We start from the raw sequence: 24,962 nt of genomic DNA on the forward strand, positions 1-24,962 counted from the left end.
ACTATCTTGATTTTTGATTATATTCTCATAATCTTACGGGAATAAGTAGAACTTAAACATACTTATTTATATATTCTTATTGAATATATTTTGCTTTTAATTCATTTACTTTATCTGAATAAGCTTTATCCTGTTTCTGTTTCAAAGCTTCTGCTTTGATCTGTTCTTTGACTTCTTCAAAATCTGCTTCCTTGGCATCATTCTTCTGTTCAACCTTGATCAAATGATATCCGAACTGAGTCTGAACCGGTCCTACAACATGTCCAACCTCTGCTGCAAATGCTGCTTCTTCAAACTCTTTCACCATATTTCCTCTGCCAAACTCTCCAAGGTCTCCTCCCTGTGCTCCTGACGGACATGTAGAAAATTCTTTTGCAGCTTCCTCGAACTCTTTCTCTCCACTTGTAATTTTTTCTAAAATGTCATTACATTTTTCTTCTGAATCTGTCAAAATATGTTTTGCACTTACTGTAGCAGGTTTTGCATAACGCTGCTTATTATTCTCAAAGAATTCTTTTGCTTCTTCATCTGACACTGTCACTGCATCTAATGTATTCTTTAATACAAGCTGTGCTAAGATATCTTTTTTGACATCCTCGATAAGCTTCTGGAACTCTTCTGTCTCCTCCAGTTTTTCATCAATTCCACACTGTGCAAGTACATTCATTGCGATTAACTGCTCTTTGCAGTGCTCTCTAAACTGTGGGTTTGTCGCATACATCTGCTGTTCCTTTGGAAGTCTGTGGATAAATATATTTAAATCCTCTTCTGTAATCTCACGTCCCGCAATAACTGCTAATACATTCTTTTCCATTTTGTATTCTTTCTCCTTTTCTTTGCTTGTTCACAATCTATCTCCGTTGTGACTATCTCTTTTATTATAAAAGAAAACAGATTAACTTTCAATCTCAAATGAAAACTGCACTCACACGCTCTCACAATAAAGAAAAAGCTGCTCACTAATTTCTTAGTTTACAGCTTTTCTGTTTAAACTATTTTTTTGTTTCACCGTCAACTATAAGATTCTGTATAACTGTAACAGATTCTTCTAATTCTTCTGCTATCTCATCTATTGATTTTCCTTTGGAAAGTTTTCTTTGGATTAATTGTTTTAGCAGTTCCATTCGACCTTCCTCGATTCCAGCCTCTCGTCCAGCCTCAAATTCAGCCTTCCTTAGTTTTTTCTCTTCTTCATCCTTGTTATATTCGAATATACTCATGCTAATCACCTCAGCTCGATTTTGGATTAGAAATTCCGCTAATATTCCTTCTTTGATACATTCTTCAACGGCACATTCTACCGCTTCTTCCAATGACAATTCTCCTAAAGAAGTATATTTACGGACTTTCGCTACATACTGAGCATATTCCTTTAATGTTTGACAGTGTTCCATCAGTTCCTGATTATGACCTTCATTAACATTCAGCACCGCTTTTCTGTGCATTCTTTCGTTTTGACATATTCACTTTTCCTCCTTTTTGCAGGAGGTTATCTACTCTTTTTTCAGCCGCCTCCTGCTTTACATAACTATTGGTATCTAAAGCATAGACTTCTGAAATGAAATTAGAAAATAGATGGTGAATCGTCACCTTAGATTCATAAGAAATATGCTTTGTGTTAGTATAACACATGCTATTCATAAAAAACAACTTAAAAAAGCTGCTCACTAATTTCTTAGTTTACAGCTTTTCTACTATGTTCAAAATATCCAGCTATATGAACAGTGTTCATGTTGCTTTGTCAAGAGTTTTTTTCTTCCTGCATACTTCTGATATAAAATGCAATCTGATACGGCAATCTCTCATCCGGTGTTTTAAGCTCATTATTCAAAATTTTCTTAATATTTCCTATTCTATATAATACTGTATTCCGATGTGTATATAGCTCTGCCGCCACCGCCTGTATACTTCCGTTATGTTTCAGATATGACTGCAGCGTTTCCACATACTCTGCATTATGTTTATGATCATATTCTTCTAACTCTTTCAAACATTCCGTTTCGATTTCACTTAAAATACCTTCGTCTTTGACCATATAAAGAAGACGATATAGCCCGCACTCATCAAATTTTACCAGTTGCTTTTTATGTGTCATTGCCATGTGGGTTGCCGCCTTTGCTCTCTGATAACTTACCGAAAGCTGTGATATGTCCATACATTTGCTTCCAATTCCTACACATAACTCCAACCCCGGCATTCTTTTTTTGCCTCTTTTTAATGCTCCTTCTGCAAGCTGGCATAAAAACTCTTCTGTAATTGCATTAGCAACCAGCACAAAATCTGAGTTGTAATAAAAGAAACTGGCATTATGTGTAATATCTTCCAGATACATTTGTATTCTATAAGACAATTTTCTTCGTTCCACTGTATCCATAGCATCCAGTCCTTCACAAGTAAGTAAGAGCACTTGGAAACTTCCATCCACATCAAAATACTGTAATAACTCTTTTCGATATACCTCCTGATTATCCGGAGATTCAATAGCTGCTATTAATGCCGAAGCAATCTGTTCATCTGTACTATCTTGCAAAAATACATGAATACTAAAATCTTTTATCATGTCTGACAAATGTACTTCCCATGGCACAGTTAAGAGTGGCAGATCATTTTCATCACAATACGTTTTTAGTTCTTCCGGTATTTCATGAATATACTGACCTACATTAATAATCAGCCCTGATGCATGATGTCTGTTTAACTGCATCGCTAATTGCATCCAATCTTCTTTTCGGGGAAATCCCAGCCCTGTTGTTACTGCAAGCTCCTTTCCCCAGAAATTCTGTATAATCGTTGTATCTTCCAAAAGATGCACCCAGCTAATAGAATTAGCCCAGCCATTTTGCCCCGCCAGAAACTTCATTGCATACCTATTTTCCGCTGTCAGCATCATATCTTCAATTGTAAAACTCATACACCCTCTCCTTTTATAGTTCTCTTTTTCTAATCTTAATATAGCACATTTCTTGTGCTGACAACACATATTTTACCCATCACTTTTAGAATTGTTTCCCATAGTTTTTCTTTATTTTTGTGCTACAATATAAGTAACTAAAAGAAACGGAAATAAATTAAAAGGGGGCACTGTTATGAGATTCGTAACTTATACAAATTCTTTAGATTCACTTTCTCTTCCAGAATGGATGCGAACAGAACGTTATATGTATTGTGACAATTTTGTAAATGATTATATGAAATCTGAGCATTTTGGTCTTCTTTCATTCGTCAAACATCTATTTTGCAAATAGTTTACACTTTCTTTCTTAAAATGGCTGCTTGGAATTTCCAGGCAGTCATTTTTATTGCTAACATTAATAAACAAACTTTTTTGAAATGATTTCCTGCCTTGACGCTGACTCTTGGAAAGGTATAGAATAATTATATCAAAACAGTTCAAAAAATACGTATTAATCAAGGAGGTATCTTATGGAAAGAAAAATTACATTCGCTCAATACGGTTGTGGTAAAATGGGAAAATACTTGATTCGTTACGGAATTGAAAAAGGAGCAGAATTAGTTGCCGCATTTGATGTGAATCCTGCTATTTTAGGTAAAGATGCAGCAGAGATTGCAGGTGATGGCTATCCGGCTACCGGAATTCAGATTGCAGGTGCAAGCCAGGCAGATGAAATCCTTGGAAATCTGAAACCGGATGTCTGCATCATTGCTACTAGAAGCACCATCGCAGAACTCGAAGACATTTTTACAATTTGTGCAAAGCATGGTATCAATGCGATTACAACCTGTGAAGAAGCACTATATCCATGGAACTCTTCTCCTGCTCTTACACACAAATTGGACAAACTTGCTAAAGAGGGCAACTGTACACTGACTGGTGTTGGCTACTGTGATCTTGTTTGGGGTACTATGGTTACAAATCTTGCCGGTTCTTCATTCAAAATCACAAAAATTCATGGTAGCAGTTGGTATAACGTAGAAGATTATGGTATCGCACTTGCAGAAGGTCATGGTGCAGGATTTACGCCAGAACGTTTCGAAAAAGAAATTGCAAATATTAACACTATGTCACCAGATGAACTTAAAGAACTTATTGAATGTGGTCAGTATGTTCCGGCATATATGTGGAATCAAAATGGTTGGCTTTGCAGCAAAATGAACCTTCATATTATTTCACAGACGCAGAAGTGTTATCCTACTACCCATACCGCAGATCTTTTCTCTACAACTTTAAATGCTACAATCAAAGCTGGTGATCCGACGGGTATGCGTGCTGTTGTTACTACTGAGACAGAAGAAGGCATCACTCTCGAAACCGAATGTGTAGGCAAAGTATTCGCACCAGATGACTTTGACAGAAATAATTGGACCTTTATCGGCGAACCTGAAACAACTGTTTCTGTAAATCGGCCTGCGACTGTAGAAATGACTTGTGCTACCATCGTAAACCGTATTCCACAGTTAATTGATGCTCCGGCTGGATATGTAACAACTGATAAATATCCATATAACGAATATTGTGTTCATGATTTGAACACTTATGTAAAATCAAAATAAGGTTCCTATAAATCTATAAGACATCTATAAAGGGAACAGCTATAGAATTTCGGTATATGAAAAGCTATAGCTGTTCCCTTTTACCATTTTCTTACAATGCATTGATATTTTTATCTAAAACCCTATAATATAATTATCAATAGAAAGAGGTATACACTATTATGATATTAATAACTTGCGTAGATAACAATATGGGCATGCTTTTCAATCATAGAAGGCAGAGTCAGGATCGTACTCTAAAAGAGAGAATCCTTAAATCGGCTTCTGGAAAAATTTTCTGGATGAACCACTATTCAGAAAAGCAATTTAAGGATTCCGAAAATTATATCAACAATTCTCAAAATTATAACATTGATGAGAATTTCCTAAGTAAAGCTGCCTGCAATGATATATGTTTTGTTGAAGACTGTTCTGTTGCTGCGTTTGAGCAAAAAATTAAAAAGATAATCTTATATAAATGGAACCGGGACTATCCTGCTGATTTTTATTTTGATATTCCACTGTCTGAGCATGGATGGAAGCTAATTTCCAGTGAAGATTTCGTCGGTTCCTCACACGATAAAATAACAGAGGAGATTTATGTAAAATGAAAAGATTGAAAAAAGTTATTTTTCGTTCCAAAGGATTATTCTCTCTATTTTTAGTGCTCCTGCTCTCACTTTCTGTTTGTAGCGAGACATTTGCAGCAAAAGCAGCTTCGACTTCTTTTGATCTGACAGGCATTCCGACTTACTCTAAAGACCCTTATGTTGTTCTTAATAACAACACCCCTTATTTCACTGAGAGTGAACTAAATGTATCCACTTCCTTTGAAACGTACAGTGCACTAGACAAGCTTGGCCGATGCAGTGTTGCATATGCAAATGTCGGAAAAGATTTAATGCCAACCGAAAAACGAGGGGCTATCGGCAAAATCAAGCCTTCCGGATGGCATACTGTAAAATATGATTTCGTTGATGGAAAATATCTCTATAATCGTTGTCATTTAATAGGGTATCAGCTTACTGGTGAGAATGACAATGAACGTAACTTGATTACCGGAACACGATATCTAAATGTACAAGGTATGCTTCCTTTTGAAAATATGACAGCTGATTATATAAAAGAAACCGGCAACCACGTATTATATCGGGTAACGCCTGTTTATGACGGAGATAATCTTGTTGCGTCTGGGGTTGTTATGGAAGCGATGTCTGTTGAAGACAATGGGGAGGGTATTCTTTTTTGTATATTTGTATACAATGTTCAGCCTGGCGTATCCATTGATTATGCTACCGGAGAAAGCAAAGCCGACACCTCTTCCGACAGCAGCTCAACAACCAAAAATTCATCTTCTTCCACTACCTACGTGCTAAACACAAACAACCACAAATTCCACTATCCAACTTGCGGAAGTGTAAAACAGATGAAGAAAAAAAATCGCAAAAAATACACCGGAAAAAGAGCTGATGTAATTAAAATGGGGTATGAGCCATGCAAAAAATGTAATCCATAATATAAATTTCCGGAACAAAAAACGAACTATATCATCCATTCAATGATATAGTTCGTTTTAAAAATATATGAAGTTATTATTTAATAATTAAATTCAGTACACCTGTTGACTGTAAGAATAGAATCAACATAATGACCGGCATAATATAACGTATCATGGCATTATATAACTTTTTACGTTTAAATTTGCTTCCATTTAATTCCATCTCTTCTGCAATCCATGATGGTTTCATGATCCATCCAATCAGAATTGCCGACAACAATGAAATAAACGGCATCAAGAAACTGTTACTGATATAGTCCATAATATCCAACAGCTGACCTGTGCTTCCGTTTGGTAATGCCACTTCTACATAGAATATGCTATATCCCAGTGCTATAACTGCTGTTGCTGTCAAATAGATAACAGACAAAACTCCTGTTGTCTTTTTTCTTTCCGTATGGAAAAGCTCCATGCAGTTTGCTGTAATAGACTCTAATACTGAGATACAAGAAGTCAATGCTGCAAATCCCGCCAGTACAAAGAATAAAATTCCGATAAATCTTCCGATTTTTCCCATGCTAAAGAATACATTTGGCAGAGACACGAACATAAGTCCAGGTCCTGCTGACATTCCGTCAAGTCCTGAGAAAACAAATACAGCCGGAATAATCATAACACCTGCTAAAAATGCTACTCCTGTATCCATCAATTCAATCTGGGATACGGCCTTGTTCAGATCAACATCTTTCTTTACATAAGAACCATATGTGATCATAATACCCATTGATACACTCAAAGAGAAAAATAACTGACTCATCGCATCCAGCGTAATCTGAAGAAAACGCCCTACTGTAACGCCAGTCAAATCTGGTTTCAAATAAATCATCATTCCCTGTAAGCCTGTACGGACAGTTCCATCATCTAAAGTTGTTTTGAGTGTCAATGAAAAAATTGCGATCACAATTACCATCACCAAAAGTATTGGCATGATAAATTTTGATACACGTTCAATTCCCTTTTCAACTCCATTATAAACAATCAGTGCTGTTAAAAGCATAAACAGCAAACTGAACCACACAGAAGATGGCGAGGATATAAATCCCGTGAAACATCCATCTGCTACAGCTTCTTTACCTGAACTAAACAAATAAATTGTTATATACTTCAGAATCCATCCTCCGATAACTGCATAGTATGTCATGATCAGTACCGGCACCAGAAATGTCAGAATCCCTAAAAATTTCCACTTCGAACGCATCGATTCATAAGCATAAATTGCACTTTTTCCAGTTTTACGCCCAATGGCAATATCTGTCGTTAATAATGTAAATCCAAAAGTAACTACCAATATCAAATAAATAATCAGGAAAAGTCCTCCCCCATCTTTTGCTGCCAGATATGGGAACCTCCAGAGATTTCCAACTCCTACAGCACTTCCAGCAGCGGCAAACACAAAACCGATCTGCCCGCTAAAACCACTTTTCTGTTTCATAAGTTTAGCCTCCATAAAATTTAGTCGAACCTTAACTGATTTATTATATCAAGAAATGCAGGATGTATACAACACAGAATTCAAAAATTTACATTTTTCGCATTTTTGCACTACTTTAAATACTTCATTTATCAATCTTTTGTATATACCTTATCATATTTTCTAATATTTGATAATAGACCTCCCTATGGAAATCTGTAAATAACTGTTTTTTACAAAAAGGGTGATTTGATAAGTTTTTTATCATTTTGCCCTTTTTGTAAATTGAAAACAAATAAAAATGCTCATACTATAATCATAACAAATGGATAGCTCACAGAAAGGTGGTTATATTATGGCAAATAAAAAATCAAAACTTGGTATGATCTCAGCAGTTGCAGCAGGAACAGGTACTGCAATATACCTCGCACAGAAAGCAAAAAATAAATCTGAAAATGGTGATGCATCTCAATCTATTTCACCTTTGTTCAGTAAAAAGAAAACTGATGACATTTCCATTAAGAACAATTATCGCAATACAGAGCGAGGAAAATATAAGCGAAACAGCAAGGGAATCTACTATTCTAATGGAAACTATGAAGCATTTGCTCATCCTGAAAAGCCGGAAGGTGTAGATGACAAACATGCTTATATTGTAGGCAGCGGACTTGCCTCTCTTGCTGCCGCATGCTTCCTTGTACGTGATGCACAAATGCCTGGTTCTCACATCCATATTCTGGAAGCAATGGATATTGCCGGCGGTGCATGTGATGGAATCTACGATTCTTCCCGCGGTTATGTAATGCGTGGAGGACGTGAAATGGAAAATCATTTTGAATGTCTGTGGGATTTGTTCCGCAGTATTCCTTCTATTGAAACACCTGGTGTTTCTGTACTGGATGAATATTACTGGCTCAACAAACATGATCCAAACTACTCACTTTGTCGTGCTACCATCAATCGTGGTAAAGATGCACATACAGATGGTAAATTCAATTTGAGTCAGAAGGGCTGCATGGAGATCATGAAACTCTTTATGACAAAAGACGAGGATTTGTACGATAAAACAATTGAAGATGTATTTGATGATGAAGTATTCGATTCTACATTCTGGTTATACTGGAGAACAATGTTTGCATTTGAAAACTGGCACAGTGCTCTTGAAATGAAACTCTACTTCCAGAGATTTATCCATCACATTGCCGGACTGCCTGATTTCAGTGCATTGAAATTCACAAAATATAATCAATATGAATCTCTAATCCTTCCTATGCAAAAGTATTTGGAGGCTGCTGGTGTTGACTTCCAGTTCAGTACAGAGGTTACAAACGTTGTATTTAAATTTGAAGGAGATAAGAAGATTGCTTCTGCTATCGAATGTAAGGTGAATGGAAAAGAAAGCGGCATCGTTTTAACGGAAAATGATCTCGTATTCGTTACGAACGGAAGTTGTACAGAGGGAACCATTTATGGAGATCAGAATCATGCCCCGAACGGAGATGCTGAAGTCCGTACAAGCGGTGTATGGAATCTCTGGAAAAATATTGCCAGACAGGATCCATCCTTTGGACATCCGGAAAAATTCTGCTCTGATATCGCAAAAACCAACTGGGAATCTGCAACTGTCACAACTCTCGATGACAAGATCATCCCATATATCACTGATATTTGCAAACGTGACCCTCGCACAGGAAATGTTGTAACAGGAGGTATCGTAAGTTGTCAGGATTCAAGCTGGCTGCTTAGCTGGACAATTAATCGACAGGGACAGTTTAAAGATCAGGATGAAGACCAGGTATGTGTATGGGTATATGGCTTATTTACAGATGTGCCTGGAGACTATATCAAGAAACCGATGAAAGATTGTACAGGTAAAGAAATCACTGCTGAATGGCTGTATCATCTCGGAGTACCCGAAGACCAGATTATGGATCTTACAGAAAATAGTGCGATCTGTGTACCGACAATGATGCCTTACATTACTGCTTTCTTTATGCCTCGTACAAAAGGTGACCGCCCGGATGTCATTCCTGACGGATGTGTCAACTTTGCATTTCTTGGACAGTTTGCAGAAACACCAAGAGATACTGTGTTTACAACAGAGTACTCTGTACGTACTGCTATGGAAGCCGTTTACGGACTTCTCAAAGTCGACAGAGGTGTCCCGGAAGTATGGGGAAGTGTTTATGATATCCGTGAACTTCTCGACAGCAGTGTAAAGCTTATGGATGGAAAATCTCCGCTGGAAATTCCGCTTCCTGGTCCGCTTAATGCACTCAAAAAACCTTTATTGAAACTTGTAAAGGGAAATGTAATTGAAAAAGTACTTCGAGATCATGATATTTTGAAAGATGGAATGTAAAATCGTCTGAAACTTTTTCTGATTCAGCTCCTCGGCACAAACACCGGGGAGCTGATTTTCTTTTTATATTAAATAACCCTATGCTCCAGCCATCTCCGGCTATGGAATCTCCATGTAAATATAATTCCACGAACAGTCCAGTCCGCAAACATACCGATCCAGACTCCCATTGGTCCAAATCCCATGACACGAATCAAAAATACACAAAGACAGAAACGGCATGCCCACATCGTAATGCAGGATGTGATCATTGAAAACTTCACATCTCCTGCTGCACGCAAGCCATATGCCGGAATAAATGACAGAACCCAGACAAATGGTTTTACAATTGTGATCCACATCACCATATGGAAGCACATATCTGCACTTACTCTTTCCATTCCACCTAACATTGTAACCGGTTTCGTCAACGCAAATACTGTCAGACAACTTACAATAATAATAACTTCCGCGATCACACACAATTTCTTTATGTAATAAACCGCTTCGTCTTTTCTTCCTGCTCCCATACATTGACCCACGATTGTCATAAGTCCAATACCAACTCCGATTGCTGCAATACCATTGAGATTTTCCAAAATATTAGTCATAGCCTGTGCTGCTATTGCCGCTGTACCGAGAGTTGATACCGTTGACTGGATTGCCAGTTTTCCTAATTGGAACATACTGTTTTCCACACCGGATGGAATTCCGATTCCAAGAATCTTTCGTATCATACTCCAGTTTGGACGTATTTTCATATAATCTCTCACTACGATTGGCTGTCTGTCTTTTCTTAACTGAATCAGTACTACAACTGCACAAAAGATACGTGAAACTAACGTAGCAATTGCTGCACCTGCAACCCCCATATGAAAGCCCCATATCATAATTGCATTTCCCACAATATTCATTACATTGGAAATCATCGAAATAATCATCGGTCCTTTGGTATTATCCTGTGCACGGAAGATGGATGCTGCTGCATCATACGCCGCAATAAATGGAAATGATAATGCTGTGTAGAAGAAATATATTTCCGAAGCTCTCATAACCTCTGCTTCAACTGAACCAAAGATTACTCTTAATAACGGCTTCTGGAAAATAAGACAGATTAAACTGACTACAATTGAAATTGCTGTGATGATAAACAAAACCTGGCGTGCTGACTCATTTGCCCGCTCTTTATTCTTCTGTCCAATATACTGTGCACATATAATTGCTCCACCTGCTGCCAGAGCAGAAAATGCCTGTATTACCAGAACATTAATTGAATCAACTAACGACACCGCCGATATTGCTGCCGAACCAACATTACTTACCATCATTGTATCTGCAGTTCCCATAACCGAATTCAACAGCTGCTCCAATATTACCGGAACAAGAATCGCTGCGATCATTTGATTTGAAAACATGTGTTGTTGTTTCATTTGATATCTATCCCTTTCACTTTTTCTCTATTCTTACAATGTCACCTTTGATATTATCTTCCTTTCATATAAATATTGCAAGTTTTTATACAAGAACATGAATGGACTTTCCGATGGACGAAATCATGTCGGACTAAAAAATGTATAATCCCGTCTGAGTTCTATGTGCCATGGCACACTTTCCATTCGAAGTAAAGTTGGAAAGGGAACTACTGTTGTTATTATGATCCCACGCTAATTAAATTTCATATTTTTTTCACTTTACTTCATTAAAATAATACGTATAATTGTAACTACAAACATAATACAAATGAGGTTTTCTACTTATGAAAGATAACGTAAATAAAAGAAATTTAGAAATAAAGACACTGCTTGTTTTTCTCATTACATTTATTCTTGCTGCCGGTTTGACAGATTATCAAAACCAGACACAGGAAAAGGAAGAAAAATCAAAAGCTGCTTACACCGCAGAATCAACGATCACCCATATAGAAGCTCAATTGAATAAATATCTGGCCGAATCCAATCTGATCAAGCAGATTGTAGAATCCGGGCGAGACATTGATACGCAACAATTTGCTACTATTTCTGAACTCATGCAGGACAAACAGCATGTGATCAAGGCCCACGAACTTGCTCCGAATGGTGTCATTTCCTATGTCTATCCATTAGAAAGCAATGAAGCTGCTATTGGTTTGGATATGCTTGAAAACAAAGGACGAAAAAAAGAAGCTAACCTTGCTAAAGAAACCGGAGAATATACCATTGCAGGACCTTATGAACTTGTACAAGGTGGCACCGGTTCACTGCTTTTTGATCCAATCTACACAAATGATACAACCGGAGGAAAAAATTTCTGAGGATTTTCGATTCTTGTCATTGACTGGAATCAGTTCATGGAAGAAATTCAGTTGAACAAATTAGAAAATGCAGGCTATGAATATCAAATCTGGAAGGAAAATACAAATACCGGAGAAAAAATTGTAATCGCACAAAGCCAAAGCTATTTTCCTACGGATACCCTTGAAGTAGCATGTGCTGTTCCAAATGATACCTGGTATTTTGAAATTGTTCCGAAAGAAGGGTGGACAACCGTTCATCAGGTAGTACTCGGTCTTTTCTTTGCCCTGATCATTGCAAGTCTTCTGGCAATTGGTTATTGGCAGGCCAGCATGCGTCGGCTGAAGGATATTCTCCATGCAGAAGAAATGGAAAAAACAGCTCAGAAGGCTGAAGCTGCTAATGAAGCAAAGACACGTTTTTTATTCAATATGAGTCATGATATCCGCACTCCAATGAATGCGATTATTGGATTTTCCGAATTGCTTGAAAAGCACATTGATGAAAAAGACAAAGTAACCTATTATATCGGTAAGATTAAATCTTCCAGTTCTTTACTGCTTTCTTTAATCAATTATGTGCTTGAAATGGCACGAATTGAAAGTGGAAAAGCTGACTTAAGATTAGATACCGGACACTTTCAGGAATTACGTGATTCTCTCCAAACCGTTTTTGAACCGGCTTTAAAAGAAAAAGGACTTACGTATTCTACGCACCTGGATATTCAACACCCATACATTGTATATGATAAAACAAAAACAAGTGAGATTCTGTTAAATATCGTAGGTAATTCAATCAAATATACACCTCGCGGTGGACATATAAGACTGGATATTTCTGAAATTCCATCCGAGCGAAGTGATGTTGCAACTTATCGAATGATTATTGAAGATACCGGTATCGGTATGAGTGAAGAATATCTGCCACATATTTTTGAAGAGTTTACCCGCGAACATACCAGTACAGAAAATAAAATTGCCGGAACCGGACTTGGACTTCCGATTGTAAAATCTCTGGTAGACTTGATGGGTGGAACCATTCAGATTGAAAGTAAAGTAAATGAAGGAACTAAAACAACGATTCAAATTCCATTTTTGATTGCCACCCAGGAACAGATTGAAGAGAGTCAAACATATTCACCGTATCTTGTTACTAACCACGCTCTTGGAAAACGGATTTTAATGGCTGAAGATAACAAATTAAATGCTGAGATTGCTGAGACAATTCTTCAGGAAAACGGATTTGAAGTAGATTGTGTAGAAGATGGATGCCAATGTTTAGCACTCCTCCAGGAAAAACCAGAAGATTATTATGGCTTAATCTTAATGGATATCCAAATGCCTAATTTAAATGGTTATGAAACCACACGCTTAATCCGAAACCTGAAAAATCAACGTGCTACAATTCCTATCATCGCAATGACTGCCAATGCATTTGATGAAGATAAGAAAAAAGCTTTCGCTGCAGGAATGAACGCACATATTGCCAAACCAATCGATGTTGAAGTTTTGCTCCATACACTGGAAAAATTTGTTCAATAACTTTTTCACAAAACCAAATTTCATAGTCTTATTAATCTATAATAGCCGAATCACTTCTGTATTCCAGATTTATTTCGGCTATTGTAATTTTACTTTTTAACTCTGATTCTTTTTCTTATTCTTCACACAATATTTAGAAAGTGCTTTCAGCACCGCCTCTGTTTCAAGCGGTTTTGTCAGATGTTCATTCATTCCAGCATCATACGCCTTTTGACGATCATCAGCAAATGCATTTGCAGTCATAGCAAATATCGGAATCGTAATATAATAAGTCGTCCAAAGATTACAACGCTGTTTTTTTTGCTCCTCTCACTTTATACTTATCCAATTTTTATAAGATTTTATATATAAGACAGCAAGAAAACTACTATATATTTTTTTCATTGACTTGTATAATTCTATTAATAGATATTTCATATTATTTTTAATCAGACTTATAAAGGAGCGTTTATTATGAGAGAAGAAGAAAAAATCAATGCAGGCATTTTATTCTGCCCTGGCGATCCAGAATTAGTAGCTATAAAAAGAAAAACTCACAATCTCAATGTAGATTACAATAATACATATGAAGATGAAATAGAAAAAAGAGCTTCTATTCTTTCCGAGATTATCGGCGAATTTGGTGAAGGAAGCCGAATCCAGGGACCAATTTTCTTTCACTATGGAACACACACGAAAATCGGAAAACATTTTTTTGGAAACTTCAACCTGACAATTCAGGATGATGCAGAAGTGACCATCGGAGATAACTGTAACTTTGGACCGAATGTAACGATCGTCACTCCGATTCATCCGATGCTCGCCAACGAACGAAGAGAATTGTTAACCGCTACTGGCGAAAAGAAGCTTTTATGTTATGCCAAACCGGTTCATATCGGAAACGATTGTTGGTTCGGTGCCTCCGTCACAGTATGCCCAGGCATTACGATCGGAGATAATTGCGTCATCGGCGCCGGAAGCGTTGTAACCCATGACATTCCTGCAAATAGCTTTGCCGCCGGAGTTCCATGCAAAGTAATCCGTAAGCTTACCGAAGCCGACAGCATGAAAAATAAGCCGGAGATACTTGCGGATAATGTAGTAATTGAGCCGTAGATATGGTACTCTACTCTTAACACTTATATCATTTTCTTTCAAAAGGAGGGATTTCTCATGTTCACATTTTTTAATTCAGACACTTTATGGATTGGAACAAACATGCGAATATTTAATCAGATTCGTGATGAATTGGATACCCGGCATATTCCTTATCGTTACAAAGTCAAAAATGAACTCGGACAATGGGCAATACATGGCTCACTTCGAGGTCGTACCGGAAGCATCGGAAATCCTTCTGAACAAATGTATCAATATAAGATATTAGTACTAAAGAAAGATTTGGAGCAAGCAAACTTCATCTTATCCAATATTCAACAACTCGATAACTGAAAATTTTTCCTTCCACTTCCAATACACGGTTCTTGCAAAAAAAGATAGTTGAACTAGAAGTTCAACTATCTTTTTTTCGCAAGGACCGTGTATAGCCACCTTACTTAGCTGCCGCCTCTGCAGCCTTTTTCTCTCTATCACGTTTTGAAAGTCTTTCTCTTACAGCTTCCATATGTCCCGGTTTATCCAGGTCATAGATCAGAAGTGGAATTATTCCTACGAAGAATACAATTCCAGGAAGAAGGTTTGCTGCAATATTGATACCTGTCTGGATATGTGGTGTCATATCAACTCCACCGGCATATCCGAATGCTCCCATAACAACCAGGAACAATGAGTTTGCAATAGCTGTTGCGATTTTAATAGCACATCCCTGGAATGAGAATGCCATACCGTCGTTACGTGCTTCATATTTATCATCAAAATCGTCGATTGCATCAACCATCATACCAGCTCCACATGGACCTGCAACATATCCAAGACCATATACAACCAATACAATAAAGTCAAATACAATATTTTCATAAGGACCTACAAACAATACAATCAATGAAGCTCCCTGAATAACCATTGAAAGGATTGCTGTATTACGTTTTCCAAGTTTGTCAATTACCTTTGGTGTAAATGGCATAATAATTGTTCCGACGATCATCTGCATCATCATAAAAATTGTGATGAATGCGAAGTTCTGTACACAATACAGATAGAAGTAAACTGCTACTGAAATACGTCCTAACATACCAAACATGTTAAAGAAGCAGTATAACATTGCACACATAAGATTTTTGTTTTTGAATACCATTTTCAGACCATCACTTACTTTACCCTGGTCTTCTTTCTTAACAGTGATTCTTTCTTTTGACAGAATTGCTACTGCCCAGAACATTGGAAGTGCAATAACTGCAAGTAAAATTGCTGTTGAATGATATCCTGCAGCCTGATCTCCTTTACCAAACCAAAGAACAAGCTTTAACACAAACAAGTTCAAGATAATCTGTCCGATTGTCATACCCATCATCTGTGCTGCATTTAATTTATTGATTTCTTTAGGGTCACGTGTCATAACTACTGGCAATGCAAGGTATGGTACGTTTGTCATTGTGTAAGACATTCCTAAACCAATATATGTAATGTAAGCATAAATCAGTTTACCTGTGCTTCCGAATCCTGGTACTGTAAATGTCAGGATTGTGAAGATTACAAGGAAAATGGCTCCCACAAAAATGTAAGGTCTGAATCTTCCGTGTTTTGTATGAGTACGCTCCATAAGAGTTCCCATCATTGGATCATTAATTCCATCCCATACTTTTGCAATTAACATCAAAAGTGCTACTGCACCAGTTCCAAGTCCAAATACATCTGTATAGAAAATAGAAAGATATGTACTTACCATTGTCCATGAAAGCTGTGATGCAAAGTTACCAAGTCCGTATACAAAATAATGTTTTCCTGTTAACGGTGTCATACCGTATTCATTTAATTTTTTTTCACCCATTTTGATCTCCTACCCTCTGCCGGTTTTATGGCAGCAATCTATGCAAATTTTTTATTACATAGATTCGATTTCTTTATCAAAGTTTTTGTATTTCTCCATCATCTTTGGAAGTGTATCTTTGTTTGCAACCAGTTTTGGTACACATACCTTGATCATGTTCTGAATTTCATTGTAGTGCTCGTAAATACCAATTGTAGTATTTCTTGCTCTGTTCTTTTCTTCTTCTGAGAATTCTACATTTACCTTGTCTCCATCTACAGACAATGTTCCCCAGATACCGCAAATTGGACACTCAACATGTGTTGTTCCGTTCATGCTAAGCAGTGGATTGTGACATACTGGACATACGCCCTCTTCTCCAACCCATGTATCAACCTCATCATAAGGTTTTCCAAGAGATTCTGCTACAGCTTTACCAAGGTCTGAACATTTCTGCATCAAAGCAGAATCAAATAATGGATGTCCTGTTCTTCCCTGATCATAAGCATCTACATGTCCTACACATTTCATGCAGAATGAGAAGCTGAATAAGTCTAACATTGGAAGTCCCAATGATACCCAGTTATGAGTCTGTGCTCCACCAACTGAGATGTAACCAACATATCTGTCTTTGAAGTATCTTGGGTCAAGTAATTCATCTTCTGATTTACCTTCTGCAATACGTTTCTTGTTTTCTTCAATCAATGCTGCTCTGTCGTGGGATGGTCCAAAACGATCTACAAAGTTTTTGAACTGTCCTACAATACCAACTGCATAAACTGGAGCTCCGATGATGATACCATCTGCTTCCAGACATGCTTCTTCCAGAATATGGTAATCATCTTTCATACAGCAGTGAATCTCTGTAGCACCTTTATCACGGTTTCTGCTACAGTAATCACATGCACGGCAATGTCCGATGTTCAATGTTACTGTGTTGATGAACTGAACTTCTGCACCTGCTGCTTTTGCTGCAAACAGTGCTTCTTTAACCATGACATCACTTCTCTGGTTCTTTCTTCCGAAAGAAATTCCTAATACTTTCATATTTCTCCTCCATCTCTTAATTGATGAATTTATTGTATAATTATTTCACAAACTCTACTTCTCCCAAATCATCCTTTCTCAGTTCATAATTTTGTCATGATTTTTTCTAAAAAAAGAGACAAAACAAAAATTATTAAACAATTTTTGTCTTGCCTCTTTTAATTTAAAATTTCTTTGTATAAAATTGTTACATCTTTTATCAGATAATAATTTTTATAAAAGTATCATCTGGTTTTACATTTCATCCTGCATTGCCTGGAATTTCTTTACATATTCATCAAATCTCGGATATCTGTCCTTTCTTCCCTGCTCAACCTGATGTTCTAATACTCCTGTAAATCTCAAGCGGCTACGTCTCTTTTCTTCTTCCGAAAATTCAACTTTTACATCGTCCCCATCTACCACAAGTTTTCCGTAAATACCACAAATCGGGCAGCTTACTTTTGTTGTTCCTGTCATGGTCATTTCGTTGCAATGACATACCGGACATGTTCCCGGATCTGATGTCCACTCAATCTCACTTGTTTTCTGATCTAACGCTTCTACGATATGTTTTCCCATCTCTGCGGACTTTTCTAATAATCTCTGATGATTGTCCGGAACATATGAACCATATGCATCCAACTGATCTACCACCTTCATATTCAGACTCATACCAAATAAATTCATACCTGGAATTCCGTAAGACACCCAGTTCTGCGTCGTTGCTCCTCCTACAGAAATATAAGATACAAGATGTCTCTTCAGACAATCAGGATTTAATTCCTCGCCGTTCGTATCCTTACGCAGCTCATTTTCAAATAACATATAAGCCTTATCATGAGCAGGCCCAAAGCGGTCTACAAAGTTTTTAAACTGTCCAGTCGGAGCCAATACATATACCGGTGCCGCAACAATAATTGCGTCTGCTGCCAATACCGCATCGGAAATTTCTTCATAGTCATCTTTCTGACAACATTTAATCTGTCCCTTTCCGCTCTGAAGAATTCTGGAACAGGCTCCACATCCAATACATGGTTTGATTTCTTTTTTCATTGTATCAATAATTTCAACTTCTGCTCCCTGCGCCTCTGCATTTTTTATCGCTTCTTTTAAAAATCCTTTACAATTTCCATTTACACGTCCAAAATTCAACCCCAATACTTTTTTTCGTTCACTCATGTTCTTCCTCCATCTTTTGACTTATTTTACAACTCGTTTCAAGTTATTTATTTGATATATTTACTATACATGTTTTTTGTGCTCTTTACTTTTATATTTTTTACCTGAAATATGTAAATATTTGCCTTTATTTCTCATAAAAAAAAGGACGGGTCAATAAAATCAGTTATTTTCCTGCCCTTTCAATATACAATTTTATACATCATATCGATATTGAACATCAATCAGGCGAATTTCCTGCATCTCCAGATTGTTTGTCAGACACAACTCACCATTTTCTACTTCTATCGTTTTCATTTCAATACCTGGAATCGCACTGCTCTTTAGATAATCTACCTCATCACGCATAAGTCCTTTGGAATAATCCAGATTTTTCCAAAGGTCCTGCACACTTCCACATTCTCTGTTCACGCGATATATCTTCACCAGATATTTTCCGTCTTTTACATTCTGAATTGTAAAATTCAACTTAATAGGATCAATATCTTCTACATATTGTTCTATATCTTCCAGTTGAATTTCATCTTCATCTGTAAAAACATAACGGGAAGATAAACTTTTATAATTGTGACATGCAATCACATAACGATTTCTTCCATTTGTTGTAACAATCGCGTGGTCATTCTTCTCCAACACTTTCGGCAATAACCGATTCATAAACTGAAATGCGTAAAAAGATGGCTTACAGATTCCATCCCTTGATATCAGACCTGAATCTCCATTCAATACTGTATCCGTATCATAGTAATCCGAATACAGATCCAACGCATGCCAATATGCCATCATATCTACTGCGCCATTCATTTCAATACAGTTTTTCAAAATGTATGCCCCCTGTTCACAACTGTCATTTAATACATTTCTGTTTGAAATCGTAAAGTTCCACTCATCAATATGAAATTCCGGTATTTGAAATCCAGTTTCTTCCATAACATTTTTCATGATTTCAATCTGATTCAACATATATTCCGAATCGATGGATTTTCTTCCGAGACGTCCTCCATCTTCAACCAACGCTATGTACTGAAATGAACAGACTGACAAAAAATCCGGATGAATTTCACGTGCTTTCCATATAGGAAAAATTTTTTTACATACAAGCGTTTCATATCCTAATATAAATCCGGCTCCGCCAACCGAAATTTCTTCTGAATAATTCTTCATTGTTTGATATAACAGATCAAATCTCTGATAATATTCCCCATCCGGTTCTGTGATGTTTAGAGATGGATCATTCCAATATTCAAAGTACCATGTTTCCAGTTCTTCTACACCATATCGGTTGACGAGATGAACACACAGTTCCCGTGTGATTTCAGAAAAAGTTTTGAAATCATAGGAATCCATCTTTGATTTTTCTGTATTTATGCTACGTTCCGGCGTATACATAAACAGACTGGGTTTGCTTCCCACTTCAAGATATGGTTTCATATGATGATCCAGAAGAAAATCCAATACTTGATCCAGTCTTCGAAAATTGTATCCTTCTTTTTCACTAAAACAATATTCTCTTGATAAAATATTCCAGATTCTGGCATATTTTACCCCTGTCTGTTTTTGAATTTTTTCAACTTGATGTTGTGCTTCTGACTGTAAAAGTAAATAACCATCCCCAATACTGATTGCTTTACTGCAATCTGTCAATGTATCCTTCACATTTCCTGCATTGATGATGTATTCTTTTTTCCTCGTCGATTGCGGATTTTCTTTGTGTGCACGAAATTTTAAGTACTCCAATATACGTTGTTCTTCTTCCTGCTGCAACATCTTTTCTTTTTCATCTTTTTCCTTTTCATCCTGTATTTTCTTCCGATATTCACTAGGGGATTCATTGTAAATCTCGCGGAATGCTTTTGTAAAAGATGCCGATGTCGGAAATCCATTATCATACGCGATATGTGTCAGATTTTTATCTGAATACATCAATTCGTCCACCGCATGAAATAAACGTACGTTATTCAGATACTCCATAAATGTCATACCCAAATTCTTTTTTATATATTTGGACAAATATGCATTTGACAAATACAACCGATCCGCAAGATCATTTAAACTGATCTGACTTTGATAGTTCGCCTGTACATAATTTTGAATCTGACGGATTCTCATACGGTCCTGCGAATCCTCTAAATTTAACCTCACATCATCTGCTTTTACCAGAAAGTTACTGGTCAATACATATAATGTTTCAAAATATAACGCATTCAAATACAATGCACTCTTGTCATCTTTTTCAAAATATCTCGTTAAAATTCGATCTAGCAGTCTTCTAAGATTACTATAAGCATGATTTCGATCCGCCACTGTATTACACCAGAAAAGCAACTGCATAGATCCCATATATTCAGCCAATAAATGAAAATCTATCTCAAATCTCGCCCCTAAAAGTTCTTCATTTCCAATTACTGTATGTCGTTTATTTGCATTGATAAGGACAATATCCCCACTTTGCATTTTGTACATTTTGTCATCAATCTTGATATCCAGATTTCCACGAAGTACATAAAACATTTCCGGATTCTGATGATAATGTGTTGCTGTTTCTGCCTGCGCTATAAAATGAAACTGCATTATTTTTCTTGTCGTATCCATCCTTCATCCCTCCCAGTGATTCTACGTATCATTATATTGTTTTATTCTTTTATCCTCTATGCAAAATTTTGTTTAAAACACCTATATAAACATCCTATTTCATATTTTCTTTGTAGCATTAGAACAATTTTTATATGTTGTTTTTTGTCTTCTTGTATTATGCACAGCAAAAATCATTCAATAATATTAAAAAATGAGACCAGCTACGCAAAATTGCATCTGGTCTCATTTTTATGTTGAATCAAGTAATTGAAGGTTGTCTTTATTATTTTATCTCTTCTTAAATTTACCAACCTTTGTTAATCTGTTTGGAAGTTTTGGTAACTTACCTGTTGTCTGTACGATAGCATCTTCATCACAAACTTCCATACATTTACCACATTTTGTACAATCGAAATCATCGATCATATGAATGTATTTTTCTTTTCCTTCGATACAGTCTTTTGGACATACATCCATACATTCTCCACAACCATTACACAGTGATGGATCAATGTAAATGTTAACGAAAGAAGTACAAGCTCCTGCCGGGCAGTTTTTCTTCTTAATATGTTCTTCATATTCTTTTGTGAACAGCTCTGTTGCACTTAAGGCAGCTTTTGCTGATACCTGTCCCATAGAACATGGTGTAGAGTAGCACATTGCTTCACCGATTTCTTTTGTCAGATCGATAAATTCAACCTTTCCTCTTCCTTCTGTGATTTCTTTCTGCATATGCTCTAACTGAATCAGTCCTTCACGGCAGAATACACATTTCCCACAGCTTGTCTTTCTGGAAGCAAGAAGTTCTTTCTGTGCTCCCTGTACGATACAGTCTTTGCTTGTCAGAACTCGTACAACACCGTTTGTGATTCCAGCTTCACCGACTGTCGTCTCAGCAGCTTCCGGTGTATGATACTCATATCCAAAGTATAACGCTTTTACATCATCTGTATCAATCAGTTCTGCAATTTTTTTATCTTTTGCAACTTTCTGAAGATCTGCTCCGTTTACTGATACATAAACACCATCTTCGTAAGCTCCGTCAAACAGATCGGCAAGATTTTTCACTGTAACGATATGAAGTACAGCGCTTCCTTTTGCTGCACGGACATTCACAATACCACTTACCAGCTCAACGCCATATTTCTCTGCTGTTTCTTTCAAGCTCTCGAAAAGGTCTGTTTCTTCTTCCGGAATCTGTAATGATTTTTTCTCTGTTCCCAGAGCATAAGCAGCAATGGAAATTCCTTCCATCACCTGCTCCGGCTGTTCTTTTAAAACTGCCAGTAATGCATGATCTGTATCTGCATTATTCAGTGCTGCTACAATACCTAATTCTTTCTGTTCCTCTGCACTTTCTTCTTTCGCTGCCATCAGACGGTCGAATAATGGCTGTGCACATAAACCATACTCAGAAAGATTTGCTTCCTGGATTTTATTCAGGACATCCTGACTGCTTCCATTTTTTGCGTTCTCTAATGCACTCATCTTATTCAGCCTCCTTATTTTCTACGAAATCGCCCCAGAGACTTGGTCTGGAAATCTGCAGACGTAAGTCACACTGAAGACATCTTCCAGCTTCTGCACAGATATCTGCGTCACAAATTCCGTGATCAAACAGTTTAAAGTTATCGCTTCTGCTCTCTGCCGGATCAACCTGTGTATGTTTTCTTTCTTCATATCCGAATCCAGGACACTGTCCGATATATGGATCTGCTTTCTGCTCAGGAGCAAGTACTTCAGAAATGTCTCCATCTCCGCCAAGATACTTGTCAATCTGAGAAGCTGCTTCTCTTCCTGACTCGATAGCCATGATTACTGATTTTGTTCCGTAAATAACATCTCCTGCTGCGAAGATACCTTCTACAGAAGTTGTCTTATCATGTTCAATATCTTTTACTGCGATACTGTTTGCTCTTCCAAGTTCAAGACCTGCTTCTTCTGTGATATCAGGTCTCTGACCCACTGCAAAGATAACTGTATCTGCATCGATGTGATGCTCTGAACCTTCTTCTTTTTCAATGATTGCACGGCGGTTTTCATCAAATGTAAATGATTTCACATTCATGAAATCAACACCTGTTACATGATCTGTTCCTGTAATTCTCTCAAATGTCTGTGCAGGATGTACGAAGATTCCCTCTTCTTTTGCCTGTTCGATTTCTTCATCATCGGCTGTCATAACTTCTCTTGCTTCCAGACATGCCAGATGAATTTCTTCTGCTCCAAGACGTTTTGCAGATCTTGCACAGTCAAATGCAACGTTTCCACCACCGAGAACGATAACACGTTTGCCCATGCCTGTTTCTTTACCCATGCTGCAGTTACGTAAGAAGTCAGCATTCAGGATAACTCCGTCAAGTTCGCTTCCTTCCATTGGAAGACGAACACCTTTGTGTCCACCGATTGTCATCAATACTGCATCATATTCATTCAACAAATCTACCGGTTTCTCAACTTTTGCGTTTACTTCAATCTTAACGCCCTGCTCTTCGATTACTTTTGCTTCCTCAGCAATGATTTCTCTTGGAAGACGATATGCAGGAATTCCATAAGCCATCATACCACCAACTGTTGGAAGGGCTTCTTTCAATGTTACATCATGTCCCTGTTTTCTTAAGTAATATGCTGCTGTCAGACCTGCAGGACCTGCTCCTACAACACATACTTTCTTTCCTGTATCTGCAAGCTGTTTTCCTTTGCCTTTCCAGTAAGCACCTGTATCATGCTCTGCTGCATAACGTTTGATGTCACGGATTGCCATTGGATCACTTACTTCTTTTCTCTTACACTGTAATTCACATACATGACTACAAATGTATCCAAGAGCCTTAGGGAATGGAACTTTCTCACGAATAACGGCTGCTGCCTCATCATATTCTCCGTTTTTCACGTGTCTGATGTAACGAGGGATATCTGTATGTGCAGGACATGCATGACGGCATGGCACTACGGCATCCTCTTTCTTCACTTCTGAATTCATCAGTTTATCACGAATCGTACCTGTCGGACAGACTTCTACACAAGCCTGACAGAAACGACAATCTGCATCTTTTAACAGTTTATTATGTACAGTTCCTACATATGTTTCCAGTTCTTTCTTCTGATACTGAAGAACTTTTACTCCACGAAGTTCGTTACATGCACGCACACAACGTCCGCAAAGTACACAACGGTTCATATCATGAATGATCAATGGATTTTCTTCATTCTGTTTGAAACCTTTTGTACGTAATTTCAAACGACCTGTCTTTGGTCCGATATACTGAATTAACATCTGTAATTCACAGTTACCATATTTTGGACATGTTGAACAGTCCTCCGGATGACCTGCTAAAAGAAGCTCTAATGCTAACATACGAAGACGTTCAAGTTTATCACTCTTTGTGGTAATGTTCATTCCGTCTTTTGCTTTTAATGTACAAGAAGTTGTTACACCCTCCTGCCCTTCTACTTCTACTACACACATACGACATGAACCAAGTGGGCTCAAATCTTTATGGTGACACAAATGTGGAATATAAATGCCTGCATCTAACGCACAATCCAGGACATTTTTACCTTCTGGGACTTCTATTTTTTTCCCATCAATTGTAATAACTGCCATAATTTCCTCCTTTTTCATAACCTTATGGTTTTATCGGAATCGCCGAATTCAAATCGAAC

At 37.3% G+C, this 24,962-nt stretch carries 20 protein-coding genes; 8 read left to right on the forward strand and 12 right to left on the reverse strand.

Annotated elements, in window-relative coordinates:
- Positions 1–76: 76 nt before the first annotated feature.
- The 3 genes from D8Q48_RS06560 to D8Q48_RS06570 form a co-directional block, all read right to left on the reverse strand.
- Entirely contained in the window at positions 77–814 is a 738-nt protein-coding gene (locus D8Q48_RS06560) for a peptidylprolyl isomerase (RefSeq protein WP_121055951.1), read from the reverse strand.
- 178 nt (positions 815–992) lie between these two features.
- Positions 993–1,445: a hypothetical protein gene (locus D8Q48_RS06565; protein WP_243116246.1), complete on the reverse strand. Its 453-nt coding sequence runs from the start codon at positions 1,443–1,445 to the stop codon at positions 993–995.
- A 296-nt stretch (positions 1,446–1,741) separates the two neighbouring features.
- Entirely contained in the window at positions 1,742–2,911 is a 1,170-nt protein-coding gene (locus tag D8Q48_RS06570) for a PucR family transcriptional regulator (RefSeq protein WP_121055953.1), read from the reverse strand.
- Between the two features lie 512 nt (positions 2,912–3,423).
- On the opposite strand from D8Q48_RS06570, the gene D8Q48_RS06575 reads away from it, so the two are divergent.
- The 3 genes from D8Q48_RS06575 to D8Q48_RS06585 all read left to right on the forward strand — a co-directional run bounded on the left by D8Q48_RS06575 (position 3,424) and on the right by D8Q48_RS06585 (position 6,007).
- Positions 3,424–4,512 carry a dihydrodipicolinate reductase gene (locus D8Q48_RS06575; RefSeq protein WP_121055955.1) on the forward strand — a complete coding sequence of 363 codons (1,089 nt, stop codon included), beginning with the start codon at positions 3,424–3,426 and terminating at the stop codon, positions 4,510–4,512.
- A 161-nt stretch (positions 4,513–4,673) separates the two neighbouring features.
- Positions 4,674–5,102: a ribonuclease Z gene (locus tag D8Q48_RS06580; RefSeq protein WP_121055957.1), complete on the forward strand. Its 429-nt coding sequence runs from the start codon at positions 4,674–4,676 to the stop codon at positions 5,100–5,102.
- On the forward strand, positions 5,099–6,007 hold the full coding sequence (locus D8Q48_RS06585; RefSeq protein ID WP_121055959.1) for a DNA/RNA non-specific endonuclease: 909 nt from the start codon (positions 5,099–5,101) through the stop codon (positions 6,005–6,007). The genes D8Q48_RS06580 and D8Q48_RS06585 overlap by 4 nt, the downstream gene beginning before the upstream one ends.
- 76 nt (positions 6,008–6,083) lie before the next feature.
- Here D8Q48_RS06585 and D8Q48_RS06590 read toward each other — a convergent pair whose 3' ends face one another.
- Positions 6,084–7,481, reverse strand: coding sequence for a sodium-dependent transporter (locus tag D8Q48_RS06590; RefSeq protein WP_121055961.1), 1,398 nt, complete (start codon positions 7,479–7,481; stop codon positions 6,084–6,086).
- A 334-nt stretch (positions 7,482–7,815) separates the two neighbouring features.
- Between D8Q48_RS06590 and D8Q48_RS06595 the strand changes: the two genes are divergently transcribed.
- Positions 7,816–9,822: an oleate hydratase gene (locus D8Q48_RS06595; RefSeq protein WP_121055963.1), complete on the forward strand. Its 2,007-nt coding sequence runs from the start codon at positions 7,816–7,818 to the stop codon at positions 9,820–9,822.
- 68 nt (positions 9,823–9,890) lie between these two features.
- Here D8Q48_RS06595 and D8Q48_RS06600 read toward each other — a convergent pair whose 3' ends face one another.
- A complete protein-coding gene (locus D8Q48_RS06600) occupies positions 9,891–11,231 on the reverse strand; it encodes an MATE family efflux transporter (protein ID WP_121055965.1) in 1,341 nt (446 codons plus the stop codon).
- Positions 11,232–11,557: 326 nt separating this feature from the next.
- Between D8Q48_RS06600 and D8Q48_RS06605 the strand changes: the two genes are divergently transcribed.
- Both D8Q48_RS06605 and D8Q48_RS06610 read left to right on the forward strand, forming a co-directional pair.
- The gene (locus tag D8Q48_RS06605; protein WP_121055967.1) at positions 11,558–12,091 is read left to right on the forward strand and encodes a CHASE domain-containing protein; all 534 of its coding nucleotides are present in this window, start codon (positions 11,558–11,560) and stop codon (positions 12,089–12,091) included.
- A gap of 51 nt (positions 12,092–12,142) precedes the next feature.
- Positions 12,143–13,612: an ATP-binding protein gene (locus D8Q48_RS06610; protein WP_172696964.1), complete on the forward strand. Its 1,470-nt coding sequence runs from the start codon at positions 12,143–12,145 to the stop codon at positions 13,610–13,612.
- Between the two features lie 96 nt (positions 13,613–13,708).
- On the opposite strand, the gene D8Q48_RS06615 is transcribed toward D8Q48_RS06610, so the two are convergent.
- Positions 13,709–13,855, reverse strand: coding sequence for a hypothetical protein (locus tag D8Q48_RS06615; protein ID WP_118688174.1), 147 nt, complete (start codon positions 13,853–13,855; stop codon positions 13,709–13,711).
- A 210-nt stretch (positions 13,856–14,065) separates the two neighbouring features.
- Here D8Q48_RS06615 and D8Q48_RS06620 point away from each other — a divergent pair, with 210 nt between their 5' ends.
- Positions 14,066–14,707: a sugar O-acetyltransferase gene (locus tag D8Q48_RS06620; protein ID WP_121055971.1), complete on the forward strand. Its 642-nt coding sequence runs from the start codon at positions 14,066–14,068 to the stop codon at positions 14,705–14,707.
- Between the two features lie 57 nt (positions 14,708–14,764).
- On the forward strand, positions 14,765–15,040 hold the full coding sequence (locus D8Q48_RS06625) for a hypothetical protein (protein ID WP_117989742.1): 276 nt from the start codon (positions 14,765–14,767) through the stop codon (positions 15,038–15,040).
- Between the two features lie 100 nt (positions 15,041–15,140).
- Here the strand turns inward: D8Q48_RS06625 and D8Q48_RS06630 are convergent, their stop codons facing one another.
- The 6 genes from D8Q48_RS06630 to D8Q48_RS06655 all read right to left on the reverse strand — a co-directional run bounded on the left by D8Q48_RS06630 (position 15,141) and on the right by D8Q48_RS06655 (position 24,903).
- On the reverse strand, positions 15,141–16,535 hold the full coding sequence (locus D8Q48_RS06630) for an MFS transporter (protein WP_117989741.1): 1,395 nt from the start codon (positions 16,533–16,535) through the stop codon (positions 15,141–15,143).
- Positions 16,536–16,589: 54 nt separating this feature from the next.
- Entirely contained in the window at positions 16,590–17,561 is a 972-nt protein-coding gene (locus tag D8Q48_RS06635; RefSeq protein WP_117989740.1) for a flavodoxin family protein, read from the reverse strand.
- 234 nt (positions 17,562–17,795) lie between these two features.
- Positions 17,796–18,722, reverse strand: coding sequence for a flavodoxin family protein (locus tag D8Q48_RS06640; RefSeq protein WP_118737896.1), 927 nt, complete (start codon positions 18,720–18,722; stop codon positions 17,796–17,798).
- A 195-nt stretch (positions 18,723–18,917) separates the two neighbouring features.
- The gene (locus D8Q48_RS06645) at positions 18,918–21,314 is read right to left on the reverse strand and encodes a helix-turn-helix domain-containing protein (RefSeq protein ID WP_121055973.1); all 2,397 of its coding nucleotides are present in this window, start codon (positions 21,312–21,314) and stop codon (positions 18,918–18,920) included.
- Positions 21,315–21,584: 270 nt separating this feature from the next.
- The gene (locus D8Q48_RS06650) at positions 21,585–22,784 is read right to left on the reverse strand and encodes an NADH-ubiquinone oxidoreductase-F iron-sulfur binding region domain-containing protein (RefSeq protein ID WP_121055975.1); all 1,200 of its coding nucleotides are present in this window, start codon (positions 22,782–22,784) and stop codon (positions 21,585–21,587) included.
- Position 22,785: 1 nt separating this feature from the next.
- Positions 22,786–24,903, reverse strand: coding sequence for an FAD-dependent oxidoreductase (locus D8Q48_RS06655; protein ID WP_121055977.1), 2,118 nt, complete (start codon positions 24,901–24,903; stop codon positions 22,786–22,788).
- Positions 24,904–24,962: the final 59 nt, after the last annotated feature.

Origin of the sequence: Ruminococcus sp. B05 (assembly GCF_003628495.1) — a bacterium.
Taxonomy (GTDB): domain Bacteria; phylum Bacillota; class Clostridia; order Lachnospirales; family Lachnospiraceae; genus Schaedlerella; species Schaedlerella hominis.